Source organism: Steroidobacter denitrificans, from assembly GCF_001579945.1.
Taxonomy (GTDB): Bacteria; Pseudomonadota; Gammaproteobacteria; order Steroidobacterales; family Steroidobacteraceae; genus Steroidobacter; species Steroidobacter denitrificans.
Map to the genome: position 1 here is coordinate 3434280 of NZ_CP011971.1, position 22308 is coordinate 3456587.

The following is a 22308-nucleotide window of genomic DNA, read 5'->3' on the forward strand; positions in this document are numbered from 1 at the left end:
TTGACGGCGACCGACGCAGGATATCCGGATCTGTCGTATCGCCGCTGATTCTGCGACCAACGCCCCGAGCCAACACGGCTGAAATCACGGCGTCGTTTTTGGCGTATGATTTGCTCACTATCACAGGAGAATTGCATGGGCATCGGTTTCAAAGAACTCCTGATCATTCTGGCGATCGCACTGCTGGTCTTCGGCGCCAAGCGATTGAAGACCATCGGTTCCGACCTGGGCGGAGCCATCAAAGGATTCAAGAAAGCCATGGAAGAGGGTGAGGATCTGGAGAACAAGCAGCTGAACTCGCCATCGAGGGACACGGCCAAGGATGCAGATTTCGATTCGACGCCGTCTTCGGAAAAGACCGGCGGCAAGTCGAATGCCTGAAGCATCTGATCTGGCTGGCTGACGATGTTCGAAGTCGGATTTACCGAGATCCTGCTGATACTCGGTCTGGCCCTGCTGGTACTGGGTCCCGAAAAGTTGCCTGGATTGGCCAGGAAAATCGGCACATGGACCGGTCGCGCGCGCGCCATGGCCAATCAGCTGCGCGCACAGCTGGAACGGGAAATCAGCTTGGATGAGTTGTCGAAGACCGGAGGCGATACAGGGATCGGACCGGACTCCGACGCGCAGCCGGGACAAGGCGCCGCCACGCCGAAGACGCAGGCCGATCCGGAGAGGGGTGACGCTACGGTGAAGCCGAACGAATCCCAGGTTGAATCTGGGGCCGAATCGACCGCTACGCTCTCCGGGCATTCTGCAGCATCCTCGACGAAACCGGCACCATGAGTGATGAAGACCAGGAGCAACTCGCGGAAGGAACGCTGATCTCGCACCTCATAGAGCTGCGGCAGCGGTTGATACGAGCAGTGGCCGCCATCGCCGTAGCGTTCGTACCCTGTGCGATATTTTCCAACCAGCTGTTCACCATGATCGCACTGCCTCTACTGGAGAAAATGCCGCAGGGCACTTCCATGATTGCGACCAACGTGGTCGCACCGTTCATGGCGCCGCTTAAATTGGCTTTGTTCCTGGCAATATTCCTGGCGATGCCGGTCGTGCTCTACCAGGCCTGGGCATTCGTGGCTCCCGGTCTATACCGCCATGAGAAGCGCTTCGCGGCACCACTCCTGCTGTCCAGTATCGTGCTGTTCTATGCCGGCGCCGCATTCGCTTATTTCATCGTGTTCCCGTTGATGTTCGCGTTCCTGACCACTACCGTGCCGATCGGCGTGCAGGTCATGACCGACATGACGAACTATCTCGATTTTGTACTGTTGCTATTTTTCGCTTTCGGGATCGCATTCGAGATCCCGATCGCAACTGTCCTGCTGGCCGCCACTGGACTGGTGCGCGTGGAAGCCATGGCCAAGCATCGTGGCTATGTCATCCTGGGTATTTTCATCGTGGCTGCATTTTTGACGCCGCCGGATGCCATTTCACAAAGCTTTATGGCCGTCCCGATGTATCTGCTATATGAAGTCGGCATCGTCATGTCGCGGCTACTGCTGAAAGACAAACTAGCCCGGCAGCGCAGCGAACGACAGGACGCCGGCAGCAGCTGATTCTGCCAGCTAGGACGGCCAGGGAGCAGGGCGTTATACGGTTCATGTGCACCGAAAAAGCAATATCTGCTGCTTGCCCCATGCCAGGCGTTTCAGACAGACTCGAGTCCTCGTAACACGCCTGCCATCCATTCGAAGAACGGCAGGCCACTCGCGCCGTCCGCCTGGACAGGAATGCAGCATGGAGCGTCGATACGCATGACTCATAGTACTAACCCGGGCACGAATCAGGACGTCGACGGCGAAGCAGCCATGCATGCCGCATCAGGGTACGCCGCATCGGGCCCGCAATTCCTGGGACACCCCCGCGGATTGGCCACGCTGTTTTTCACGGAGATGTGGGAACGCTTCACCTACTACGGGATGCGAGCCCTGCTGGTGCTGTTCCTTGCCGATACCGCCCGAGGCGGCTTCGGCCTGGAGGACAAGATCGCCACGGCGATCTACGGGCTGTATATCTCGGCTTCCTACATCCTGTGCCTGCCCGGCGGATGGATTGCCGACCGGTTGATCGGCGCGCGCCGCGCGGTCTGGCATGGCGGCATCCTGATCGCGATCGGCAACGCATTGCTGGCCATCGGCTCGAGCACGCCGACCTTCTATGGCGGCCTGATGGTCATCGTATGCGGTGTGGGCCTGCTGAAGCCGAATGTCAGCACCATGGTCGCCGACCTGTATCCGGAAGGCGGCGGGCGGCGCGATGCGGGCTTCACGATCTTCTACATGGGCATCAATCTCGGCGCCTTCCTGGGCCCGATCATCACCGGCCTGCTCGCCCAGCACTATGGCTGGCGTCCGGCATTCGCCGCCGGATCGATTCTGATGATCGCAGGGCTCATCCAGTACCGGGCTTTCCAGCATCATCTGGGCGAGGCCGGCCTGCGCATCAGCGACGCGCACGGCACCCACACCGCCGTCGCGACGCGACGCGGCTGGCTGACCGTGGGCGCATTGGCCGCCGGACTGGTACTGGTGTATCTGCTGGTACTCACCGGCGTGGTGAGGATCGATCCGCTGACCTTGGCGCAGACGGCCGGTGTATTGCTGGCAGTCATCGCGATCGGCTACTTCGCCTATATGTTCCTGTTCGCGGGTCTGAACGGTGTGGAACGGAAGCGGATGCTGGTCATCCTGTTTCTGTTTGTCGGCTGCGCCTTGTTCTGGGCGGGTTTCGAGCAAACCGGCGCATCACTCAACCTGTTCGCGGAACGCTATGTGGATCGCACCATCGATGCATTCGATTTCGTGATCCCGACTGCCTGGTTCCAATCCTTGAATGCGGTCTTCATCCTCATCTTCGCCACGCCGTTCTCGATGCTTTGGGTAGCGTTGGCAAAGCGCAACCTGGATCCGTCGGCACCGGCAAAATTCGGCCTGGGACTGGTCCTGCTCGGCCTGGGCTTCCTGTTCATGGTGGCGGCAGCCAGCATCGTCGCCCGCGGCGAACAGGCCATGCCCTACCTGCTGGTGCTGACCTATCTGCTGCATACCTACGGTGAGCTATGCTTGAGTCCGGTGGGCTTGAGCTATGTGACCAAGCTGGCGCCCAGCCGCTTCGTCTCGCAAATGATGGGTGTGTGGTTCCTGGCCACCTCGGTAGGGAATCTTTCCGCCGGGTTGCTCAGCGGCATGTTCGAGACCGACAACCTGGCGGCCATGCCTGCGCAGTTCATGAACTTCGTGTATTTCATCGTCGGCGCCGGCGTACTGCTGCTGTTGTTGAGCAGGCCGGTGAAGAAACTCATGGGCGGTATAAAGTGAGGCAGGTGCAGAATCATTCCGTAAACGCTGCACCCCTACCTCAACTCACCCGCCGCGCGATCGTTCTATCGATCATCCTGGCGATGATCCTGGCTGCTGCGAATACCTATCTCGGTCTATTCGCGGGATTGACGATCGCAACAGCCATACCGGCCGCAGTGGTATCGATGGCCGTGCTGCGTGTGCTGGGCGGCGGCCATATCCTGGAGAACAACATCGTGCAGACGGGCGCATCGGCAGGTTCATCGATCGCCGCCGGTGTGATCTTCACGGTGCCGGCATTGGTGATCCTGGGTTACTGGGACGACTTCAAATATTCCTGGGTACTGGCGATTGCCGGCCTCGGCGGCGTACTGGGTGTATTGTTTTCGGTACCGCTGCGCCGTTCGCTGATCGTCGATCAACAACTTGCCTTCCCGGAAGGCAAAGCGGCAGCAGAAGTGCTCAAGGCCGGCGAACACCCGGAGCAAGGCATCCGTGTGCTGGCAGGCGCAGCGAGCATAGGTGCCCTGGCAAAGCTGATCGCCGCAAGCGGATTGCGATTGGTGCCGGATACCGCCGCACATGCCGGTTTCATCGGCAAGGCGATCGGCTATCTTGGTACGAATCTGTCGCCGGCACTGCTCGGCGTGGGCTATATCGTCGGCCTCAATATCGGCATCGTGGTCGTCGCCGGCGGCATCCTGTCCTGGAATGTCGCGATTCCCGTCTATAGTGCCTTTTTCCTGGACACCGATCCGCTTCTGGCCGCACGCATCGCCGGTAGCGACGCTGAAGGCGCGGCCGGCATGATCTGGAGCGCGCAGATCCGCTATCTCGGTGTCGGGGCAATGCTGATCGGCGGCATCTGGACCCTGATAGCACTGCGCAAATCACTGCTTTCCGGGGTACGCAGCGGTCTGGCAGCGACCCGCGCGGGTGCCATGAAGGCGATTGCACACACCGAACAGGATCTGCCGATGAAGGCCGTGCTGATCGGACTGCTGATCTTCACCTTGCCGCTGGCCCTTCTATACCAAGCGATCGTTGCCGATTTTACAGTCTCGCTGCCGATGACCCTCATCATGATCGTCACGGGCTTCCTGTTCAGCTCCGTCTCCGCCTACATGGCCGGGCTGGTGGGTTCTTCGAATAATCCCGTTTCGGGAATCACGATCGGCACGATCTTGTTTGCTTCGCTGGTGTTGACATTCCTGATGGGACGCGACGCCGCTTTGGGGCCGGTTGCGGCGATCATGATCGGTGCCGTCGTGTGCTGCGCGGCGGCGATCGCCGGTGACAATCTGCAGGATCTCAAGTGCGGCTACCTCGTTGGAGCGACGCCCTGGCGACAACAGCTTATGCTGGCGATCGGCGCCATTTCCTGCGCACTGGTCATGGCACCCGTGCTCAATCTGCTTGCCAAGGCCTACGGCATCGGAGTACCTACTGCATCGCATCCCAATCCGCTGCTGGCACCACAAGCAACCCTGATGGCCTCGGTGGCAAAGGGCTTGTTCGGTGGCGAACTCCCTTGGAACATGATCTGGATCGGCGTAGGCATCGGTGTCGTGATCATTGCCATCGACGAGCTGCAAAAAAAACGCGGCTCGAGTTTCCGAGTGCCGGTACTGGCTGCAGCCGTCGGCATCTATCTGCCGCTGGATCTCACAGTGCCGATTTTCCTGGGTGGTCTGTTCGCGCATTGGGTGGAACGCACTACGGGTACACATCGAGATCCAGACGCTGCTGAAAAAGTGCATCGTAAGGGTGTGCTGTTCTCGGCAGGCCTGATCACCGGCGAAGCGCTCATGGGCATCCTGATCGCAGTGCCGATCGTCACCGCCGGCAGATCGGACATCCTGGCACTACCGGCCGGCCTACAGTTCGGCGAGGTGCCGGGCCTGGCGATTTTTGCGGCGATCGGCTATCTGCTGTATCGCGTCGCGCGTTCCGGAGCATACGAAGCGCTGTGTGAGGGCAGGTGAATGCTCCTTGCAACACCTGCACTTCCGACATCCCTGTCGGTCGCAGGTGAATGCTCCTGCAACACCTGCATTCCCCACAGGGATGTCCGAATCGCTGTTTTAACGACTAGCGCCAGCTGATGATCTCGACTCTGCCACTGTTGCCGATCAGTCCGGAAGCAAGCCAGGAAGTCAGACTGACGATCAGCGAACCGCCGACCGCGGTCCAGAAGCTGCTGATCTGAAAACCGCTCAGCATCCACGCCACCAGGGCGAGCATACCGGCGTTGATGACGATCAGGAACAGACCCAGTGTCACCAGAGTCAGCGGCAAGGTCAGGATCACGGCAACCGGCCGGATCACCGCATTGACGATGCCCAGCAGCAGCGCGGCGGCCAGCAAGGTACCGGGACCATCGAAATTCAGGCCGACGAAGATCTTCGCGGCCAGCCACAGACCCAGCGCCACGATTGCGACACGTAGAAAGAATCCGGTCATGCGCCTGTCCTCGTTGTGTCTGGAATTCGGATCGCGAGCCTGGTGCGTATCTTAACGCGGGTCGACCATGGGCGGGACTTTGATCTGTCCTGAGCCGACGACCGCTGACCCACGAAATCTCGGATTCAGGAAATCCGGGACTCAGGCTCACGAATCGGGCTGCACCCGTGCCCGCTAAAACGCCCGGCTCTGGCGTCCTCGCGATTCCCGGAGCATGGACAGCGCGACCTGCAATTCACGATCGCCCTGTTCAAGGATGGACCGGCCGGCTGCATTGCGGATCGCGATCTCATCGGTGCCAGCCGTAACGCTTTCGTCAACACCGGCAACCTTGGCATCTTCAGCACTTTCGGTACCTTCGACGCTTTCGGCACCTTCGATGCCCGTGCCGACCAGCACATCGGGCATGATACCGCGCTCGTGGATCGACGCGCCGGAAGGTGTGTAATACCGGGAGGTCGTCAGCTTGATCGCACGTCCATCGGACAGCGGCATGACCGTCTGGACCGAACCCTTGCCGTAGGTTCGGCTTCCGACAAGACGGGCGCGGCCGTGATCCTTCAGGGCAGCGGCGACGATCTCGGATGCAGAGGCGGAGCCGCCGTTGACCAGCACGACCACGGGCGCACCCTCCAGCATGTCGCCGGGGCCGGCCAACGCTTCGAAACGAGCATCTGCAGTGCGGCCGTCGGCGCTGACGATCAGGCCCGATTCCAGGAACAGGTCGGATACGGACACGGCTGCCTCGAGCACGCCACCGGGATTGTCGCGCAGATCGAGTACCAGGCCGCGCAGCGCGCGGCCATTACGCTTCTTGAGCTTTGCAAGCACCTGCTCCAGATCGGGGGCGGTGGTTTCACTGAAATGCGAGATTTTCACGTACCCCAGATCCGGCTCGGGCAACTCGCTGGAGACGCTGCGCACATGAACGCTGGCGCGAGCAAGCGTGAACTCCAGCGGTTCATCCAGCGGCTGGCGAGCCACCATGATCTTCACTTGGGTACCGATACGCCCGCGCATGCGATCGATGGCATCGTTCAGATCATCGGTTTTCACCGATACGCCGTCGACCGCCAGAATCGTATCGCCAGCCTTCAGGCCGGCGCGCGCCGCCGGCGTGTCCTCGATCGGCGCAACGACCGTGACACGGTTGTTTTCCAGCATTACTTCGATTCCGACACCGGAGTATTCGCCCGAAGTACCGATGCGGAGTTCCTCGAGTTGCTCGGGATCGAGATACGCCGAGTACGGATCCAGGTCCGCCATCATGCCGCGGATCGCTGCTTCCATGAGTTCCTGATCCGAACGTACCTCCACGTATTCGCGCCGCACATGTTCCAATACTTCGGCGAACGTCCGCGCATCACGCCAGGGGATGCTCGGTCTGCCGCCGCCGGAGGATGATGGTTGATACGAAAGCGCAGGTTGGATTTCGCGCTTGGCCTGGGGCGGATGTCCCAGCGGCAAGCCGAGGCCGATGAGGGTAGCTGCCAGGAGAAGCACGGAACGAAGCGATGGAAGAGGGAGCGGCATACGCAAATGCGATAATGGTGTCGAAAAATTCAAGATCGATGCCCGAAAAACACGCGTGAACGCGTCTGCTGAATAGTACACGGGGTATATCGGCCAATGCGGTACAGGCTGCAGTAAAAGCCTGGCATCCTGCCGCCGGTATGGACCGCGGTCCGCTTTGGACGCTGCATGGCGATGCGATCCTGCCGAGACCGTCTTGCCGGAGTTCACCGGGGGTAGCCTCTCCTGGACCGGCCGCAGTTGTCTCGCTGAGGTCGTACCGCCTGGGCGGCCTGAAACCGGCGTCAGAAGGCGCGGGTTTCAGCAGTCATTTGCGCAGCCAGTCCTGAGGATTAAGCGCCTGCTTGCCTTTGCGAATCTCCAGGTACAGGCCGGGCTGGCCGACGGCAGCGTCGCCGACGGCACCGATCGGGTCTCCCGGTTCGACCCGGTCACCGACGCGGCGATACAGTTGTTCGTTATGACCGTACAGACTCATATAGCCGCCGCCATGGTCGAGCACTATCAGCAAACCCAATCCCGGCAGCCAATCGGCATACACTACGCGGCCATAATAGGGCGCGCGAACCTCGGTTCCGCGCGCCGCTCCGATCACCAGCCCCTGCCATTTCAGGGGGCCACCGGAGCGCAGTTGGCCAAAACGCGCCAGCACGGAGCCCTTGACGGGCCAGGGCAGCTTGCCTCTGATCTGCTGGAACGGCCGCTCGGCCAGTTCTGGAAATTCCTCGATCGCCCGGCGCAATTCCTCGACCAATTTTTCCAGTGCGCGCGCATCGCGCTGGAGTTTTGTCAACTCGTCGTTGCGTGTCTTGAGCGTAGATTGCACCTGCGCCAGCGTACGGGCACGCTGGCTGCGTGCACCGGCCAGCGCTCGTACATCGCGCTCCTGCTCCTGCTCCAGGGTTTTTAACCGGAGGGTCTCGGCACTGATGCGTTCGGCCAGCAATTCAAGGTGGGCAAGATGTTCGCCGATAGAGGTGATACGTTCCGCGCGTACCCGGCTGAAATAACCATAGTAGGCCATCATGCGTCCTAGCTGTGTCGGATTTCCTTGATTTAACAATAACTTGAGATGCTCCTGACGGCCATTGATATAGGCTGTCGTCAATTCGCCCGCCAGGGCGTCACGTTCGCCGGCGATCTTGCCGCGAGTGTCCGCCTGCTCCATGCCGAGTTCGGTCAGTCGGCGCTCGGCGGCGATGCGGTTGCTGCGCACCGCGGCCAGGCGCTCGCGCGCTGCCTGAATATCGAGATCGGCCTTCTTGAGCTGTCCGGTGAGGGCATCGCGCCGTTCGGCTTCTGTATGGATGGCCTTACGGATGGATTCGATGCGGTTCTTGACCTGCTTCAGCTCGGCCTCCTTGGCGCCGACCTGCGCCTGGGCGCCTTGAAAGGCGGTCAGGCAAAGCAGTACTGGAACGACCAGGCGCGTGGCCGATACTCGCGTTTCACACAGCCATGCAGGCAATTGCCCGCGGGTCAGGTTCAGCATCCGGGCCGGCCTGAGCAGACGCCTCGAAACGACGGCCAAGCCAGCAGAAATGCCTGTTGCTATACTGCACGACCTTCTGGACGATGCTTCGAGATCTTCCAGAATGACATCCTCCTGTTCCGTGGGTCGCTTCCGGGCAGCCCGAATGGATCGAAGTGCAATGAATCGTTTCTTTGAGTACACCACCAACCATCCGTTCCTGGTCGCTGCAGCGGCAATTCTCGCCGTTCTTGGCCTCATGATCGAGATGCGCCAGCGTACCCATGGCTCACGGGCCGTGGGGCCGGTCGATGCGGTACGGCTGGCAAACAGCGGCGCGTTGTTCCTGGACGTGCGCGAAACCAAGGACTTCGATGCCGGGCATATCATCGACGCGCGTCATGTACCGGCCGCATCGCTGGGCGACCGCGCCGAGTCTCTCAAACGCTACAAGGACAAGCCTATCGTCGTTTACTGCGACGGCGGCCTGACTTCGGCAGGAGCAGCGCGTACCCTGCGGGCAGCGGGCTTCGGCAAGGTAGTGACATTGCGCGGCGGATTGCAAGGCTGGCGCCAGGAAAATCTGCCTGTGCTCAGCAAAGGTGCGGAGCGTCAACAAGCCGGCAAGCCGGGCAAGTCAGGAAAACCGTCATGAGCGGCCGCGATGCATCTTCACTCGAAACTGCGGGCAGTGGCCCAGGCATCGTCATGTATACCACCGGCACATGCAGCTACTGCTGGCGAGCACGTGATCTATTGGAGCACAAGGGCGCTGCCTTCCATGAAATCAGGGTGGACAAGGACGTCGAGCAACGTGAGGTGATGCGACAGCGCAGCGGCCGCCGCACAGTACCGCAGATCTTCATCGGCGAGCAGCATATCGGGGGGTATGATGATCTGGCGAAACTGGAGCGTACCGGAAAGCTGGATCCCCTGCTGGCACCCTACCTGAAGCCCGCTTGAGACAAGTCGAGGCGTCCAGACAATACCTGACGGCTGATTCGCCGGGGATCCTGCGGGTTGTTCCGGCACCGGATCCGAAAAGTCGACCGATTTTAGAAACGCTTTAATTTCGATTACGAGGGTTTAAACCATGGCTGACGAAGCACCCGCCGCAAACGGACAGGCCGTCGATCCCAACGCACCGCAGTTCGCGCCGCAGGCGGTCTATGTGAAGGACGTCTCTTACGAGGCGCCCGGCGGCCCGCGCATCGCCCCGGATGCGGCGAATCCCACCATCAACCTGAATCTGAACACCTCGGTGACCGATCTGGGAGGCGATCTCAAGGAGGTTGTGCTGACGGTGCGCGTAGAGGCTCAAGCCGCAGAAAAAACCGCCTGGCTGATCGAACTGCAGCAGGCCGGGGCTTTCGGTATCCGTAACGTACCTGCCGCGGATGCACAACGCCTACTCGGCATCTTTTGTCCGACCTACCTGCTGCCGTACGCGCGCCAGGTGGTGTCCGACCTGCTTTCGAAGGGTGGCTTTCCGCCATTTCTGCTGCCGCCCGTCAATTTCGAGGCACTGTTCAATCAGGCCGCCGAAAGGGCGCAGCAGCAGCAACAGCAGCCGCAGGCACCTGCGACCCCGGTGAACTGATCTCGCCATGTCGATCGCGCCGTCCACGGAAGCTTCCGTGGACACGACATGCGTCGTGTTGGGAGCCGGCTCCTGGGGAACCGCGCTCGCCATTCAGCTGGCCAGGCTCGATCGCCCCACGGTGCTGTGGGGCCGTGATCCGGCGCAGCTGACCAGGCTCGCACAGGAACGCCGGAATGTACGCTACCTGCCCGAGGCGACCTTTCCCGCAGCGTTGAATATAGAACCGGCGCTGGGCCAGGCCGTGCGTGCCGGCCGTGACGTGCTGCTGGCGGTACCCAGCCACGCCCTGCGCGCCATGCTGCTGGATATCCTCCCCCATCTTCAGGCCGGTGCCCGGGTCAGCTGGGCGACCAAGGGCTTCGAGTGCGACACCGGTCTGCTGCCTCATCAAGTGGCACGCCAGATCCTGGGCGAACAGGTGGCAACTGCCGTCGTATCCGGCCCGACTTTCGCCCGCGAGGTCGGTGCCGGACTGCCTACCGCCATGACGGTGGCTGCAGCCGATCCGGAGTTCGCCAGGCATCTGGCGAAACGCTTGTCCGGTGAGAATTTTCGCGCCTATACCTCCAGCGATGTCGTCGGCGTGGAAGTCGGGGGAGCTGTCAAGAATGTCCTGGCGATCGGCGCCGGCATTTCCGATGGTCTGGACTTCGGCGCAAATACGCGCATCGCCCTCATCACGCGCGGCCTGGCCGAGATGACTCGCCTCGGCGTGGCTCTCGGGGCACGGCAGGAAACTTTCATGGGGCTGGCGGGCCTCGGCGATCTGGTGCTTACCTGTACCGATGACCAGTCGCGTAATCGGCGCTTCGGACTGGCATTGGCCACAGGTGAGAAGGTGGATGCCGCCCAACGGGGCATCGGACAAATCGTCGAAGGCGTGCGTGCGGCGCATGCAGTGCGAGACGTCGCCCGGCGTCTGCAGGTGGAGATGCCCATCTGCGAGCAGGTATACCGAGTCGTCTACGAGCAGGTATCGCCGCGAGACGCGGTGAAGGAACTGATGGCTCGGGCATTGAAATCCGAGATACCGGCCTGAGCCAGCCTGTTCAAGCCGGCATGGCGGGGGCCACCAAGTCAAGAATCCCTGGCGTAAACCATTTCAGGGGTAGCAGTTCCGCCCATGGCCCTTGTTAGCCGTGCCTTCGGGATTCAGGCTAACAAGGGCCATGGGCGGAACTGCCTATCAGTGACGGGTAGGCAACCCCGAACACGGAAGCGAAACTGCTCTTGCCGGCTTATTCAGCCCCTGCGAAGCCCTGCTGGCGCCAAGCCTCGTAGATCAGTACGGCTGCCGCATTCGACAGGTTGAGGCTGCGATTTCCGGCCTGCATCGGCAGGCGCAGGCGTCGCTGGGGCGGGCAGCAGGCCAGTATGGTCTCGGGCAGGCCCCGCGTCTCCGGCCCGAACAGGAAGGCGTCACCGGGCGCGAAACGTACGGTGTCATAGCGAGTCATTGCCTTGCTGGACAAAGCGAACCAGCGCGGCAAGCGCAGTGCGGTCATGCATTCGTCCAGGGTATCCCAAGCCGTGACCTGGGCCAGTTCGGCATAATCCATGCCGGCACGGCGAACGGCCTTTTCCCCGATATCGAAGCCCAGGGGACGGATCAGATGCAGCCGCGCTCCAGTGTTGGCACACAGGCGAATGACATTGCCGGTGTTGGGCGGAATTTCCGGCTGATACAAGATGACGTGGAACACTCGCGGAGTGTGCCAAAGCATGGACGACTGCGGCTACACTATCCCATGCTGCCCATCCGGACTTCCGAGCGGTGGTTGCGCCGTTCGATGTCTCTCACCGATCTTCGATCTCACCCACGAGTACACTTGGCTGCCCATGTCCGCTGACCTGTCCGTCAATCTTTGCGGCCTCGAGCTCGCTTCGCCGATCGTCCTGCTGTCCGGCTGTGTCGGCTTCGGCGAGGAATATACTCGCGTGGAGGGTTTCTCGAATCGGGATGCAGGCGCGATCGTGCTGAAGGGGACCACCCTGGAGCCACGCCTGGGCAATCCGCCGCACCGGGTCTATGAAACCCCCATGGGCATGCTCAACGCCATCGGCCTGCAAAACCCCGGCGTCGACCAGGTGGTCAGCAAAATCCTGCCAAGCCTGGATTTCAGTGAAACCCGCTTCATTGCCAATGTCTGCGGCTCCACGATCGAGGACTATGTCGAGGTGACGCGACGCTTCGAGGATTCCCCCATCGATGCCATCGAGATCAATATCTCCTGCCCGAACATCAAGGAAGGCGGCGTACAATTCGGCAACGTCCCCGAGATGTCCGGCCGGGTGGTCGCAGCGTGCCGGGCGGTCACCCGCAAGCCGCTGATCACCAAACTTTCGCCCAACCAGACGGACATCCGCGAGAACGCACGTCATTGCATCGACGCCGGCACGGACGCGCTGGCGGTAATCAACACCGTCATGGGCATGGCCATCGACGTGAACACCCGCAAACCGGTCATCGGCAACGTGCAGGGCGGTCTGTCGGGGCCGGCGATCAAACCGATCGCGCTGCTCAAGGTGCACCAGGTCTACGAAGTGGCGCGACGGCATGCCATCCCGATCATCGGACAGGGCGGTATCTGTTCGGCAAACGATGCGCTGGAATTCCTGATGGCCGGCGCCACCGCCATAGGCGTGGGCACAGCGTTATTCTACGATCCCCTGGTCTGCCGGAAAATCAACGCCGGGCTGCGCGACTATCTGGCGCGTCATGGACTGAGTTCGCTCAGCGAGCTGACCGGTAGCTCCAGCGCGCACGCCGTCAATCATCCATCTGCAGCTCCTTCAACTTGCGGGTGAGGGTGTTGCGTCCCCAGCCCAGCAGGCGCGCGGCTTCCTGACGGCCGCCTTGCGCTTGGCGCAGCGCAGCGCGAATCAGGGTACGCTCGAATTCCGGCAGGGCATCATCCAGCAGCCGCAGCTGTCCCGCGGCCAAACGCCGTTCCGCCCATTGCGCCAGTTGGCGCGTCCATTCGTCCTGCAACAGGGTGGGCGTCGCCTGTCCGCCAAGATCGGCCGGTATGTCCTCCAGGGTGATTTCCCGGCCGGGCGCCGTCACGGTCAGCCGCCTGCAGGCATTCACCAGCTGGCGAACATTGCCGGGCCAGTCGAAATTCAGCAGTGCTGCGACCGCTTCCGCCGACAGAACTTTGGACTCGACGCCCAGTTCCTGAGCCGCGCTGTCCAGGTAATGCGCCAGTAGTTCGGGGATATCTTCGCGACGTGCGCGCAGCGGCGGCACTTCGATGCGGATTACATTCAAACGATGCAACAGATCCTCGCGGAACAAGTTCTGTTTGACGCGCGCCTGCAAATCCTGATGGGTTGCAGCAATGACCCGCACATCCACCCGCACAGGCAGCTGCCCGCCGACGCGATAGAACTCGCCTTCGGCCAACACGCGCAGCAAGCGGGTCTGCAATTGCGGCGACATGTCGCCGATTTCGTCCAGGAAAAGGGTGCCGCCGTCGGCCTGTTCGAAACGACCGCGACGCTGCTGAGCTGCGCCGGTGAAAGAGCCTTTTTCGTGGCCGAACAGTTCGGACTCGAGCAGATCGGGAGCGAAAGCGGAGGTGTTCAACGCAATGAACGCCTTGCTGGAACGCGGGCTGTGACGATGCAGTGCGCGGGCCACCAGTTCCTTGCCGGTGCCGGACTCACCGTTGATGAGTACGGTCATGCTGGAGCGCGACAGGCGACCGATCGCCCGAAATACTTCCTGCATCGCCGCTGCATGCCCCAACATCTCCGGGATACGGCGCACCTCGGAGGCATACTCCTCGACCGGATCATGCCGTTGCGCAGCGCGACGCACCAGATCGACCGCCTGATCGATATCGAAAGGCTTGGGCAGATATTCGAAGGCGCCTCCCTGGTAGGCCGCCACGGCACTATCCAGATCCGAATGTGCCGTCATCACGATCACCGGCAGCTCCGGTTGGCTGTCGCGGATTTCGCTGAGCAATTCCAGGCCGCTGCGGCCGGGCATGCGGATATCGGTGATCAGTACATCCGGACGATCGCGCCGCAATGCGGCCAGCGCCGAATCGGCTTGATCGAACGCAGTCGGAAACATCCCGCCCTGGCGCAGCGCGCGCTCGAGCACCCAGCGGATGGAGGCATCGTCATCGACGAGCCAGACATTAAGGGGTTTCTGCGGTGTCTGTAGCATGGAATGGCAGCAGAATCGTGAAGGTGGTCAAGCCGGGCCGACTCTCGAACTCGATCAATCCACCGTGACGGCTGACCAGATCCTGGGCGATCGCAAGCCCCAGCCCGGTGCCGTCGGTGCGGCCCGTCACCAGTGGATAAAACAAGGCGTCGCGCAGTTCCTCGGGTACGCCCGGACCGTTGTCCTGAAATTGGATGCTGGCGACGACGCGATGGCGCCGCGCGCCGATGCTGACATTGGTGAGCGCGCGCGTACGCAGTACCAGCCGGCCACGGCCATCGGGATTCTGGGAGACTGCCTGCAATGCATTACGTCCCAGGTTCAACAGAACCTGGATGAGGTGATGGCGATCCAGCATCAACGGCGGCAGGCTGGGATCGTAGTCGCGTTCGATGACCAGCTTCGAGGACAGGCCGGGAATCTCCGTGAAGTCGTCCTGCGCGGTGATGAAGGTGACCGCCTCCCGGGAAACATCCGGTAAAGCGTCCACGGGAACATCGCCATGCGCATCGGGTACGACGCCGGCGGCGAGCAGACGTCCGACATGTTGCAGAAGCTCGTGGATATTGACCGGCTCCTTGTGCGGCGCCCGGCCGGGGCCCAGCAAGGCATCGACCAGCGCGGCCAGGCGATCGGCTTCGCTGATGATCACGGAGGTATATTCACGCATCGCCTCGTCATCCAGCTGGCGCGCCAGCAGTTGGGCCGCGCCTCGCAGACCGCCCAAGGGATTCTTGATTTCATGTGCCAGTTGACGAATCATCATCCGGCTACCGCCGACCTGTGTCAACAAGGCCGTCTCGCGCGTCAGGCGCCGATGCTGAGTTGCATCCGAGATCTCGATCAGGGCGGCACCGGGCAAGGTGTCGTACTCGTAGGGGGTAACCGTGCAATCCACGATCAGCAATCCATCGCCCTGTCTGGCATGCAGACTCAACTCACGCCGAGAATAGGGTTGGCCCGCCTGCAAAGCGCGATCGATGACTTCCTCCAGGCCGCCGGAGTCCCATAGCAGTTCCGATAACGCGCGGCCCGATGCCTGATTGCGCCCGATGCCCAGCAGCGCCTCAGCGGCAGCGTTCAGGTATTGCAGTGAATGAGCACCATCGATGATCAAGACGCAGGTGCTGAGATTATCCAGCACACGCGCGCTTTCGCTCGGCACGCGCATCATGGCCGAAGCCGGCAAAGGTGCCGGCGCGGACGATTTAGCCCGTGTCGTCGGTTTTTTTTTAATCGGTTCTTTTCAGGGCGCTCTTTTTCACGGGCGCATTGGTGCGCGCATCGATCGCGGGGCGTTCGCCGTTCAAACTGGCATAACTCGGCTGGCTCGCCGGCAGCTTGTTGCCCGCGCCGGTACGCGGCTTCGGCGGCGGACGCAGCGCCGGGCCTACCGGCGGCTGCGCGATAGAGGTCTGTCGCACCGTGAATACGACTTGTGCGCTTTGCTGCAGACGCTTGCCGCTGGCATCGGTGATGATGGCGATCACGGAGTGCACACCTCGCGGCACTTCGGTCAGGTCGAAGCGGGTGATATCCGCTGCAAAGTCTTCGACCAGCTTGCCGTCCAGGTACAGATGCAGCTGGTGTCCGGGCTGCAGGTTCGGATCCATCCGTACATTGACCGTTACGGCGCCGCCGGTATTCGGAATCGTTTCTCCGTCCGCCGGACTCCATATTTCGAAGTTGCGATACGGGATCGCGGGCGAAGCATCCGCAGTCGATGAGGCGCTCGGCGCCGAGGGCGAACTTGTCGTCGACACGGCAGCCGGCGAGCTGCCGGATGCACTGCGGCCGACATTCAGCTCCATGCGTACCGCGCCCGGTACGGGCCGGTCCGAATAGTGAGTCACGCCGTTGGCATCCACCCACTTCCATACCGTCTGATTCGCGATCGCCGCAGAAGCGAATGCGAATACCGCGAACGTGAGGACGGAAAGCAGCGCTGTACGCATGGGAACAGAGCATAGCGGCTTCCTCCGTTACTGACAAAAGCGACGGCGCCATAAATGTGACCGCTGTCACTGTTCACCCCGATAGTCGGTTCGGCTGTCCGTAACCTGGTCCAGCCGACAGCTCGCTCCGGCGGCGGGCCCTGGATGGGCCCGCCACTAGCGAGAAGCCGCATGCCCGAGCCCGGGTCCACGGAGCCTCCAGGCTCCGCGCAGGGCAGCGGTGTATTTAGACGCTGTAATACAACTCGAACTCCAGCGGATGAGTCGACATCCGCACCTTACTGACTTCCTGCATTTTCAGGGCGATATAGGCATCGATGACGCCGTCCGTGAAAACACCGCCCACCTTCAGGAAGCCGCGATCGGCATCCAGGGCATGCAGGGCCTGCTCCAGTGAGTAGCACACCTCCGGTATGTTCTTGGCTTCCTCCGGGGGCAGGTCGTAAAGATCCTTGTCGGCCGGATCGCCCGGGTGAATCTTGTTCTGAATGCCATCCAACCCTGCCAGGAGCATGGCGGAAAACGCCAGATAGGGATTGGCCGTCGAGTCCGGGAAACGCACCTCGATACGGCGAGCCTTGGGATTCGCGATCCAGGGAATGCGGATGGAGGCGGACCGATTACGAGCCGAGTAGGCCAGCATCACCGGCGCCTCGAAGCCCGGCACCAGACGCTTGTAGCTGTTCGTACTGGCGTTCGCGAAGGCATTGATCGCCTTGGCATGCTTGATGATGCCGCCGATGTAGTACAGCGCTTCGTCCGACAGGCCGGCATATTTGTCGCCCGCGAACAGCGGCTTGCCGTCCCGATAAATCGACTGATGTACATGCATGCCGCTGCCATTGTCGCCGACCAGCGGCTTGGGCATGAAGGTCGCGGTCTTACCATAGGCATGCGCGACATTGTGGATCGCATATTTCAGCAGTTGGACTTCGTCGGCCTTACGCACCAGGGTGTTGGCGTTGACGCCGATTTCGCACTGACCGGCGGTGGCCACTTCGTGATGGTGCACCTCGACCGACATGCCGAGTTCTTCCAGCGCCAGGCACATGGCCGAACGCAGATCCTGGAAGGAATCGACGGGCGGAACGGGGAAGTAGCCGCCTTTCACGGCCGGACGGTGCGCCTTGTTGCCGTCCTGGTAAATCTTGCCTGAACTCCAGGCCGCTTCGACGGACTCGATGTCGAAGAATGAGCCCGACATGTTGGTGCCGTAGCGCACATTGTCGAAAATGAAAAACTCGTTCTCGGGGCCGAACAGGGCTTTGTCGCCGATGCCGGTGGACTTCAGATAGGCCTCGGCGCGCCGAGCGATCGAGCGTGGATCACGGTCATAACCCTGCATGGTCGAGGGCTCGAGCACGTCGCAGCGGATAATCAGCGAGGTCTCTTCGAAGAACGGATCGAGCACCGCCGTGGTGGAATCCGGCATGAGCACCATGTCCGACTCGTTGATGCCTTTCCAGCCGCCGATCGAGGAACCATCGAACATTTTTCCATCATCGAAGAAACCCTGGTCGACCGTATGGGCCGGCACGGTCACATGCTGTTCCTTGCCGCGCGTGTCGGTGAAACGCAGGTCAACGAACTTGACCTCCTTTTCCTTCAGCATGCTGAGGACTTCAGCGGGGGTCGTCATCGGGTTCTCCTGTGGTACGACGCAAGGATTAGCCACGAGCCGCGCGTCGCTGCGGCCGATGGTGTAAGACTCTGGACTGAGAATTGCAGAAAGCATGCCAATGCGCCCGATCGGCGCAGATGGCGGATTTCAGACATTGAAAGTGAAAGACTCATAAGGAACCGCACCATTATGGTGCATACCCATCGCTATATGCACCAGGATCACGCAAAAACGTTCCCGACTCACGTGCCTGGCACCGTTTCCGGGATAACGCCAAGCCATGAACATGGCTCCAGGTCCGGCACGCTATACTTCCGCGCCTTCCGGCCCTTGGACATGGCATGGCTTCGTCAAAAATCGCCGTTTCACCGCGCAGCTTTCAAGATCTGATTTTTGCCCTGCAATCGTATTGGGCGAAGCGCGGCTGTGTCGTGATGCAGCCCTACGATATGGAAATGGGTGCCGGCACCTTTCATACGGCCACCCTGCTGCGAGCCGTGGGTCCGGAACCCTGGAGGGCGGCCTATGTACAGCCTTCGCGCCGGCCGACCGACGGCCGCTACGGCGACAATCCCTTCCGGCTGCAGCATTACTACCAGTTCCAGGTCGTCCTGAAGCCTTCGCCGCCGGATATCATATCGCTGTATCTGGATTCGCTCGCCGCCCTGGGCCTCGATCCTCTGACCCATGACATCCGTCTGGTCGAAGACAATTGGGAGTCCCCCACGTTGGGCGCCTGGGGCCTGGGCTGGGAAATCTGGCTCAACGGCATGGAAGTCACCCAGTTCACCTACTTCCAGCAGGTCGGCGGACTGGATTGCCGGCCGGTGATGGGGGAGATCACCTATGGGCTGGAGCGGCTCGCGATGTATCTGCAGGGCGTGGAAAGCATCTATGACATCGTGTGGGCGGAAGGGCCTTCCGGGCCGGTCACCTATGCGGATGTGTATCACCAGAACGAGGTGGAACAGTCCAGGTACAACTTCGAACTGGCCGACACCGCCCAACTGCTGCGCCATTTCGACGAGCATGAAGCGACGTGCCAGAACCTGCTGGAGCATGGTCTGGCGCTGCCGGCCTACGAACAGATGCTCAAGACATCGCATACCTTCAATCTGCTGGACGCTCGCAAGGCGATCTCAGTGACCGAACGCCAGCGTTACATCCTGCGCGTCCGCGCCCTTGCAAAAGCGGTGGCGCAAACCTATTACCAATCCCGCGAAGCGCTAGGGTTTCCGCTACGATGAGCAAGCGCGACTTTTTGTTCGAACTCGGCACGGAAGAATTGCCACCGCGGTCCTTGTTCACCCTCGCTCGCTCGCTCAGCGACGGCATCGTCGCCGGCTTGGACGACGCATCGATCGCGCATGGCGAGGCGCAATGGTTCGCCACGCCGCGCCGGCTGGCCGTGCGCATTGCCGGCCTGGCCGATCGCCAGCCCGACCAGGAAATCAGGCGCCATGGGCCGGCGCTGACCGGCGCGTTCGATGCGCACGGCCAGCCCACCAAGGCTGCTCTGGGCTTCGCCGCCTCCTGCGGCGTGGCGCTGGACGCCTTGGGCCAGGCCGACGGCCCGAAAGGCGCGGTACTGGCGTTCGTGACGACGCGCAAGGGCGAGTCCACCCGCGCATTATTGCCGGATATCGTCACCGCTGCACTGAATGCCCTGCCGATCGCCAGGCGTATGCGCTGGGGTGCGGGTGAGCAGGAATTCGTGCGGCCGGTCCACTGGGCAGTGATGCTGCTCGGTGGACAAGTCGTCGAAGGCGAGATCCTGGGACTACGTATCGGCAACCGCTCGCGTGGCCATCGCTTCCACGCACCCCGGGAACTCACCGTAACCAGCCCCGCCAAATACCTGGACGTGCTGCGGGAGAAGGGCTCGGTCATGGCGGATGCCGCCCAGCGCCGTGAACATATTCGTAGTGAAGTCATGGCGATCGCCCGAAACCTGGGCGGCGAGGCGGTGATCGAAGCGGACTTGTTGGATGAAGTGACGGCACTGGTGGAATGGCCGGTGCCGCTGGCCGGGCGTTTCGATGCACGTTACCTGGAACTGCCGCCCGAGGTGCCGATCGCAACCCTGCAGGCGCATCAGCGCTACTTCCCTGTACGCGATGCGCAAGGCCGGCTGATGAACGCCTTCATCGCCGTTGCCAATATCCGCAGCCGCGACCCGGACAAGGTCAGGGACGGAAACGAAAGAGTTGTCCGGCCGCGTCTGGCAGACGCCGCCTTTTTCTGGGACGCCGACCGGCGCGTGCGACTGGAACAGCGCTGCGAGGCGCTCGCCGCAGTGACCTACCAGGCCGCACTGGGATCCTTGCTTGACAAGAGCAAGCGCATCGCCGTGCTGGCCGTGCGCATCGCCGAATCGCTGGGCGCGGACGCCGCCCTGGCACGACGTGCGGCCTTGTTGAGCAAGTGCGATCTGCTTACCGCCATGGTCGGGGAATTTCCCGAGCTGCAGGGCGTCATGGGCAAGTACTATGCGCAGCACGACGGCGAGGCAGCGGAGATCTGCACGGCGCTGGAGGAACAGTATTGGCCGCGCTTCGCCGGCGATCATGTACCGGCCACGAAAACCGGCCAGGTGCTGTCGATCGCCGACAAGCTCGATACGATCGCCGGCATCTTCTGCATCGGCCAGAAGCCCAGCGGCACCCGCGACCCCTTCGGTTTGCGCCGCGCCTCACTCGGCGTGCTGCGCTGCCTGCTGGAACGCAACCTGGACCTGGATCTGCAACAATTGATCGAGGCGGCCGTTGGGCTGCAGCCCGTACCGGCCCCGGATGGGGTCGCGCAGGATATCTGGGCCTACCTCATGGAACGCCTGCGCAGCAGTTACCTGGAAAGCCATTCGAATCGTGCCGTCACGACGGAGCTGTTCGATGCCGTGATCGGCAGCGATCCGCACTCTCCGGTGGACATCGACATACGGCTGCGTGCCCTGGAAGGCTTCCTCATACTGCCGCAGGCAGCCAGTCTCGCCAGTGCGAACAAACGCATCGCCAACCTGCTGCGCAAAGCCCCGGAAAATATCTCAGGCGCGGTCGATACCGCATATCTGCAGGATGCTGCCGAGCACCGATTGTTCGATCACGTGGTCGCAATGGAACGGGCGGTCAATCCCTTATTCGCACGGCGCGAGTACACCGAGGCATTGACGCAGCTGGCCTCGCTGCGCGACGACGTCGACCGCTTCTTTGATGCCGTCATGATCATGGCGGATGAACCCGAGGTGCGTGCAAATCGGCTGGCTCTGCTGGTGCGGCTGCGGGATCTGTTCCTGCAGGTGGCCGACCTGTCGCGCCTGCCGGGTTAACCGGAGCGGCCAAGTGCAGTTGCTGAGATCCCTGCTGTTCACGAGCTTCTTTTTTGGCAGCACCCTGATCTATTCGATCCTGGTCGTCCTGGCGAGCGGGCTGTCCGATGAACGGCGGTTCGCCATCGCTCATCATTGGTCGCGCACGCAGCTGTGGATGCTGAAGACCGTGTGTGGGCTGCGCTACCAGGTCGAGGGGCGTGAACATATCCCGGCACAGGGCTGCCACGTCTCCATGTGGAAGCATTCATCCACCTGGGAAACCATCGCTCAGGCCAGCCTGCTGCCGCCGCAATCCTGGGTGCTCAAGCGCGAGCTGATGTGGATCCCCATCGTCGGCTGGGCGCTGGGACGACTAAAACCGATCGCCATCGACCGCAAGGCGGTCCTCGCCGCGGCAAACCAGATCGTGGCCGTCGGTAAGCAACGACTGGCCGACGGCTTGTGGGTCCTGATCTTTCCCGAGGGGACTCGCGTGCCCGCCGGCGAAAGGCGTCGGTATGGCGCAAGCGGTGCCCTGCTTGCGTCCCAGGCCGGCTGCCAGATCCTGCCCGTCGCTCACAACGCCGGTTACTTTTGGCCGCGACGCGGCTGGTTGAAAAAGCCGGGCATCATCACGGTGCGCTTCGGCCCACCCATCGATGCCTCCGGACGCGATCCCCGGGAGCTCAATCGCGAGGTGCAGGCCTGGATCGAGGCTGCCCTGGACGATATGCCCAAGCCTGGGCAGGCGGTGTAAAGCAAAAAGACTACCGGTGATATTCCGGTCTCAGAAGTGCGGTCAAAGATCTCTTATTATTTAGATTTTCTTAAAGAAAAAACTTGTAATACTTTGATTCTATTCGATAATAA

General features: G+C 61.7%; 21 protein-coding genes. 13 read left to right on the top strand and 8 right to left on the bottom strand.

The window, feature by feature from the left end:
* Window positions 1-135 precede the first annotated feature (135 nt).
* The 5 genes from tatA (at window position 136) to ACG33_RS15405 (ending at window position 5290) form a co-directional block, all read left to right on the top strand.
* Complete coding sequence (gene tatA / locus ACG33_RS15385; protein WP_066922541.1) at window positions 136-381, top strand: twin-arginine translocase TatA/TatE family subunit; 246 nt, start codon at window positions 136-138, stop codon at window positions 379-381.
* Window positions 382-405: 24 nt separating this feature from the next.
* Window positions 406-786, top strand: coding sequence for a Sec-independent protein translocase protein TatB (gene tatB, locus ACG33_RS15390; RefSeq protein WP_066922543.1), 381 nt, complete (start codon window positions 406-408; stop codon window positions 784-786).
* Window positions 783-1562, top strand: a complete 780-nt coding sequence (tatC, locus tag ACG33_RS15395) for a twin-arginine translocase subunit TatC (protein WP_066922545.1) — start codon at window positions 783-785, stop codon at window positions 1560-1562. Before tatB ends, tatC begins: the two co-directional genes overlap by 4 nt.
* Window positions 1563-1760: 198 nt before the next feature.
* Entirely contained in the window at window positions 1761-3323 is a 1563-nt protein-coding gene (locus tag ACG33_RS15400; RefSeq protein WP_237392650.1) for a peptide MFS transporter, read from the top strand.
* 5 nt (window positions 3324-3328) lie between these two features.
* The gene (locus ACG33_RS15405; protein WP_066923601.1) at window positions 3329-5290 is read left to right on the top strand and encodes an OPT family oligopeptide transporter; all 1962 of its coding nucleotides are present in this window, start codon (window positions 3329-3331) and stop codon (window positions 5288-5290) included.
* 106 nt (window positions 5291-5396) lie between these two features.
* Here the strand turns inward: ACG33_RS15405 and ACG33_RS15410 are convergent, their stop codons facing one another.
* From ACG33_RS15410 to ACG33_RS15420, 3 genes are all read right to left on the bottom strand, one after another.
* Entirely contained in the window at window positions 5397-5768 is a 372-nt protein-coding gene (locus tag ACG33_RS15410; RefSeq protein ID WP_066922549.1) for a phage holin family protein, read from the bottom strand.
* A 174-nt stretch (window positions 5769-5942) separates the two neighbouring features.
* Window positions 5943-7271, bottom strand: a complete 1329-nt coding sequence (locus tag ACG33_RS15415; protein ID WP_168160122.1) for a S41 family peptidase — start codon at window positions 7269-7271, stop codon at window positions 5943-5945.
* 337 nt (window positions 7272-7608) lie between these two features.
* Complete coding sequence (locus ACG33_RS15420) at window positions 7609-8793, bottom strand: murein hydrolase activator EnvC family protein (RefSeq protein WP_066922553.1); 1185 nt, start codon at window positions 8791-8793, stop codon at window positions 7609-7611.
* A gap of 160 nt (window positions 8794-8953) precedes the next feature.
* Between ACG33_RS15420 and ACG33_RS15425 the strand changes: the two genes are divergently transcribed.
* From ACG33_RS15425 to ACG33_RS15440, 4 genes are all read left to right on the top strand, one after another.
* On the top strand, window positions 8954-9427 hold the full coding sequence (locus ACG33_RS15425) for a rhodanese-like domain-containing protein (RefSeq protein WP_066922555.1): 474 nt from the start codon (window positions 8954-8956) through the stop codon (window positions 9425-9427).
* Complete coding sequence (gene grxC / locus ACG33_RS15430; RefSeq protein WP_083537083.1) at window positions 9424-9735, top strand: glutaredoxin 3; 312 nt, start codon at window positions 9424-9426, stop codon at window positions 9733-9735. Before ACG33_RS15425 ends, grxC begins: the two co-directional genes overlap by 4 nt.
* Before the next feature lie 130 nt (window positions 9736-9865).
* A complete protein-coding gene (gene secB, locus ACG33_RS15435; RefSeq protein WP_066922559.1) occupies window positions 9866-10372 on the top strand; it encodes a protein-export chaperone SecB in 507 nt (168 codons plus the stop codon).
* 7 nt (window positions 10373-10379) lie between these two features.
* Window positions 10380-11414 (top strand): NAD(P)H-dependent glycerol-3-phosphate dehydrogenase, encoded by a 1035-nt coding sequence (locus ACG33_RS15440; protein ID WP_066922561.1) that lies wholly within the window; start codon window positions 10380-10382, stop codon window positions 11412-11414.
* 199 nt (window positions 11415-11613) lie between these two features.
* Here ACG33_RS15440 and ACG33_RS15445 read toward each other — a convergent pair whose 3' ends face one another.
* Window positions 11614-12099, bottom strand: coding sequence for a tRNA (cytidine(34)-2'-O)-methyltransferase (locus ACG33_RS15445; RefSeq protein WP_066922563.1), 486 nt, complete (start codon window positions 12097-12099; stop codon window positions 11614-11616).
* 115 nt (window positions 12100-12214) lie between these two features.
* Here ACG33_RS15445 and ACG33_RS15450 point away from each other — a divergent pair, with 115 nt between their 5' ends.
* Window positions 12215-13183: a dihydroorotate dehydrogenase gene (locus tag ACG33_RS15450; RefSeq protein ID WP_066922565.1), complete on the top strand. Its 969-nt coding sequence runs from the start codon at window positions 12215-12217 to the stop codon at window positions 13181-13183.
* On the opposite strand, the gene glnG is transcribed toward ACG33_RS15450, so the two are convergent.
* From glnG to glnA, 4 genes are all read right to left on the bottom strand, one after another.
* Window positions 13146-14555, bottom strand: coding sequence for a nitrogen regulation protein NR(I) (gene glnG, locus ACG33_RS15455; protein ID WP_066922567.1), 1410 nt, complete (start codon window positions 14553-14555; stop codon window positions 13146-13148). The two genes, ACG33_RS15450 and glnG, sit on opposite strands and share 38 nt — an antisense overlap.
* On the bottom strand, window positions 14527-15729 hold the full coding sequence (locus tag ACG33_RS15460; RefSeq protein WP_066922570.1) for a two-component system sensor histidine kinase NtrB: 1203 nt from the start codon (window positions 15727-15729) through the stop codon (window positions 14527-14529). Before ACG33_RS15460 ends, glnG begins: the two co-directional genes overlap by 29 nt.
* Window positions 15730-15787: 58 nt before the next feature.
* Window positions 15788-16510: a DUF4124 domain-containing protein gene (locus ACG33_RS15465; RefSeq protein ID WP_066922572.1), complete on the bottom strand. Its 723-nt coding sequence runs from the start codon at window positions 16508-16510 to the stop codon at window positions 15788-15790.
* Window positions 16511-16736: 226 nt separating this feature from the next.
* A complete protein-coding gene (gene glnA / locus ACG33_RS15470) occupies window positions 16737-18149 on the bottom strand; it encodes a glutamate--ammonia ligase (RefSeq protein ID WP_066922574.1) in 1413 nt (470 codons plus the stop codon).
* Window positions 18150-18472: 323 nt separating this feature from the next.
* Between glnA and glyQ the strand changes: the two genes are divergently transcribed.
* Genes glyQ through ACG33_RS15485 form a run of 3 tightly spaced genes read left to right on the top strand, consistent with a single transcriptional unit; the run spans window position 18473 to window position 22195 of the window.
* Window positions 18473-19378 (top strand): glycine--tRNA ligase subunit alpha, encoded by a 906-nt coding sequence (glyQ, locus tag ACG33_RS15475; protein WP_066922576.1) that lies wholly within the window; start codon window positions 18473-18475, stop codon window positions 19376-19378.
* A complete protein-coding gene (gene glyS, locus ACG33_RS15480) occupies window positions 19375-21456 on the top strand; it encodes a glycine--tRNA ligase subunit beta (protein WP_066922578.1) in 2082 nt (693 codons plus the stop codon). Before glyQ ends, glyS begins: the two co-directional genes overlap by 4 nt.
* 13 nt (window positions 21457-21469) lie before the next feature.
* Entirely contained in the window at window positions 21470-22195 is a 726-nt protein-coding gene (locus ACG33_RS15485; protein WP_066922580.1) for a lysophospholipid acyltransferase family protein, read from the top strand.
* The last annotated feature ends 113 nt before the right edge of the window (window positions 22196-22308 follow it).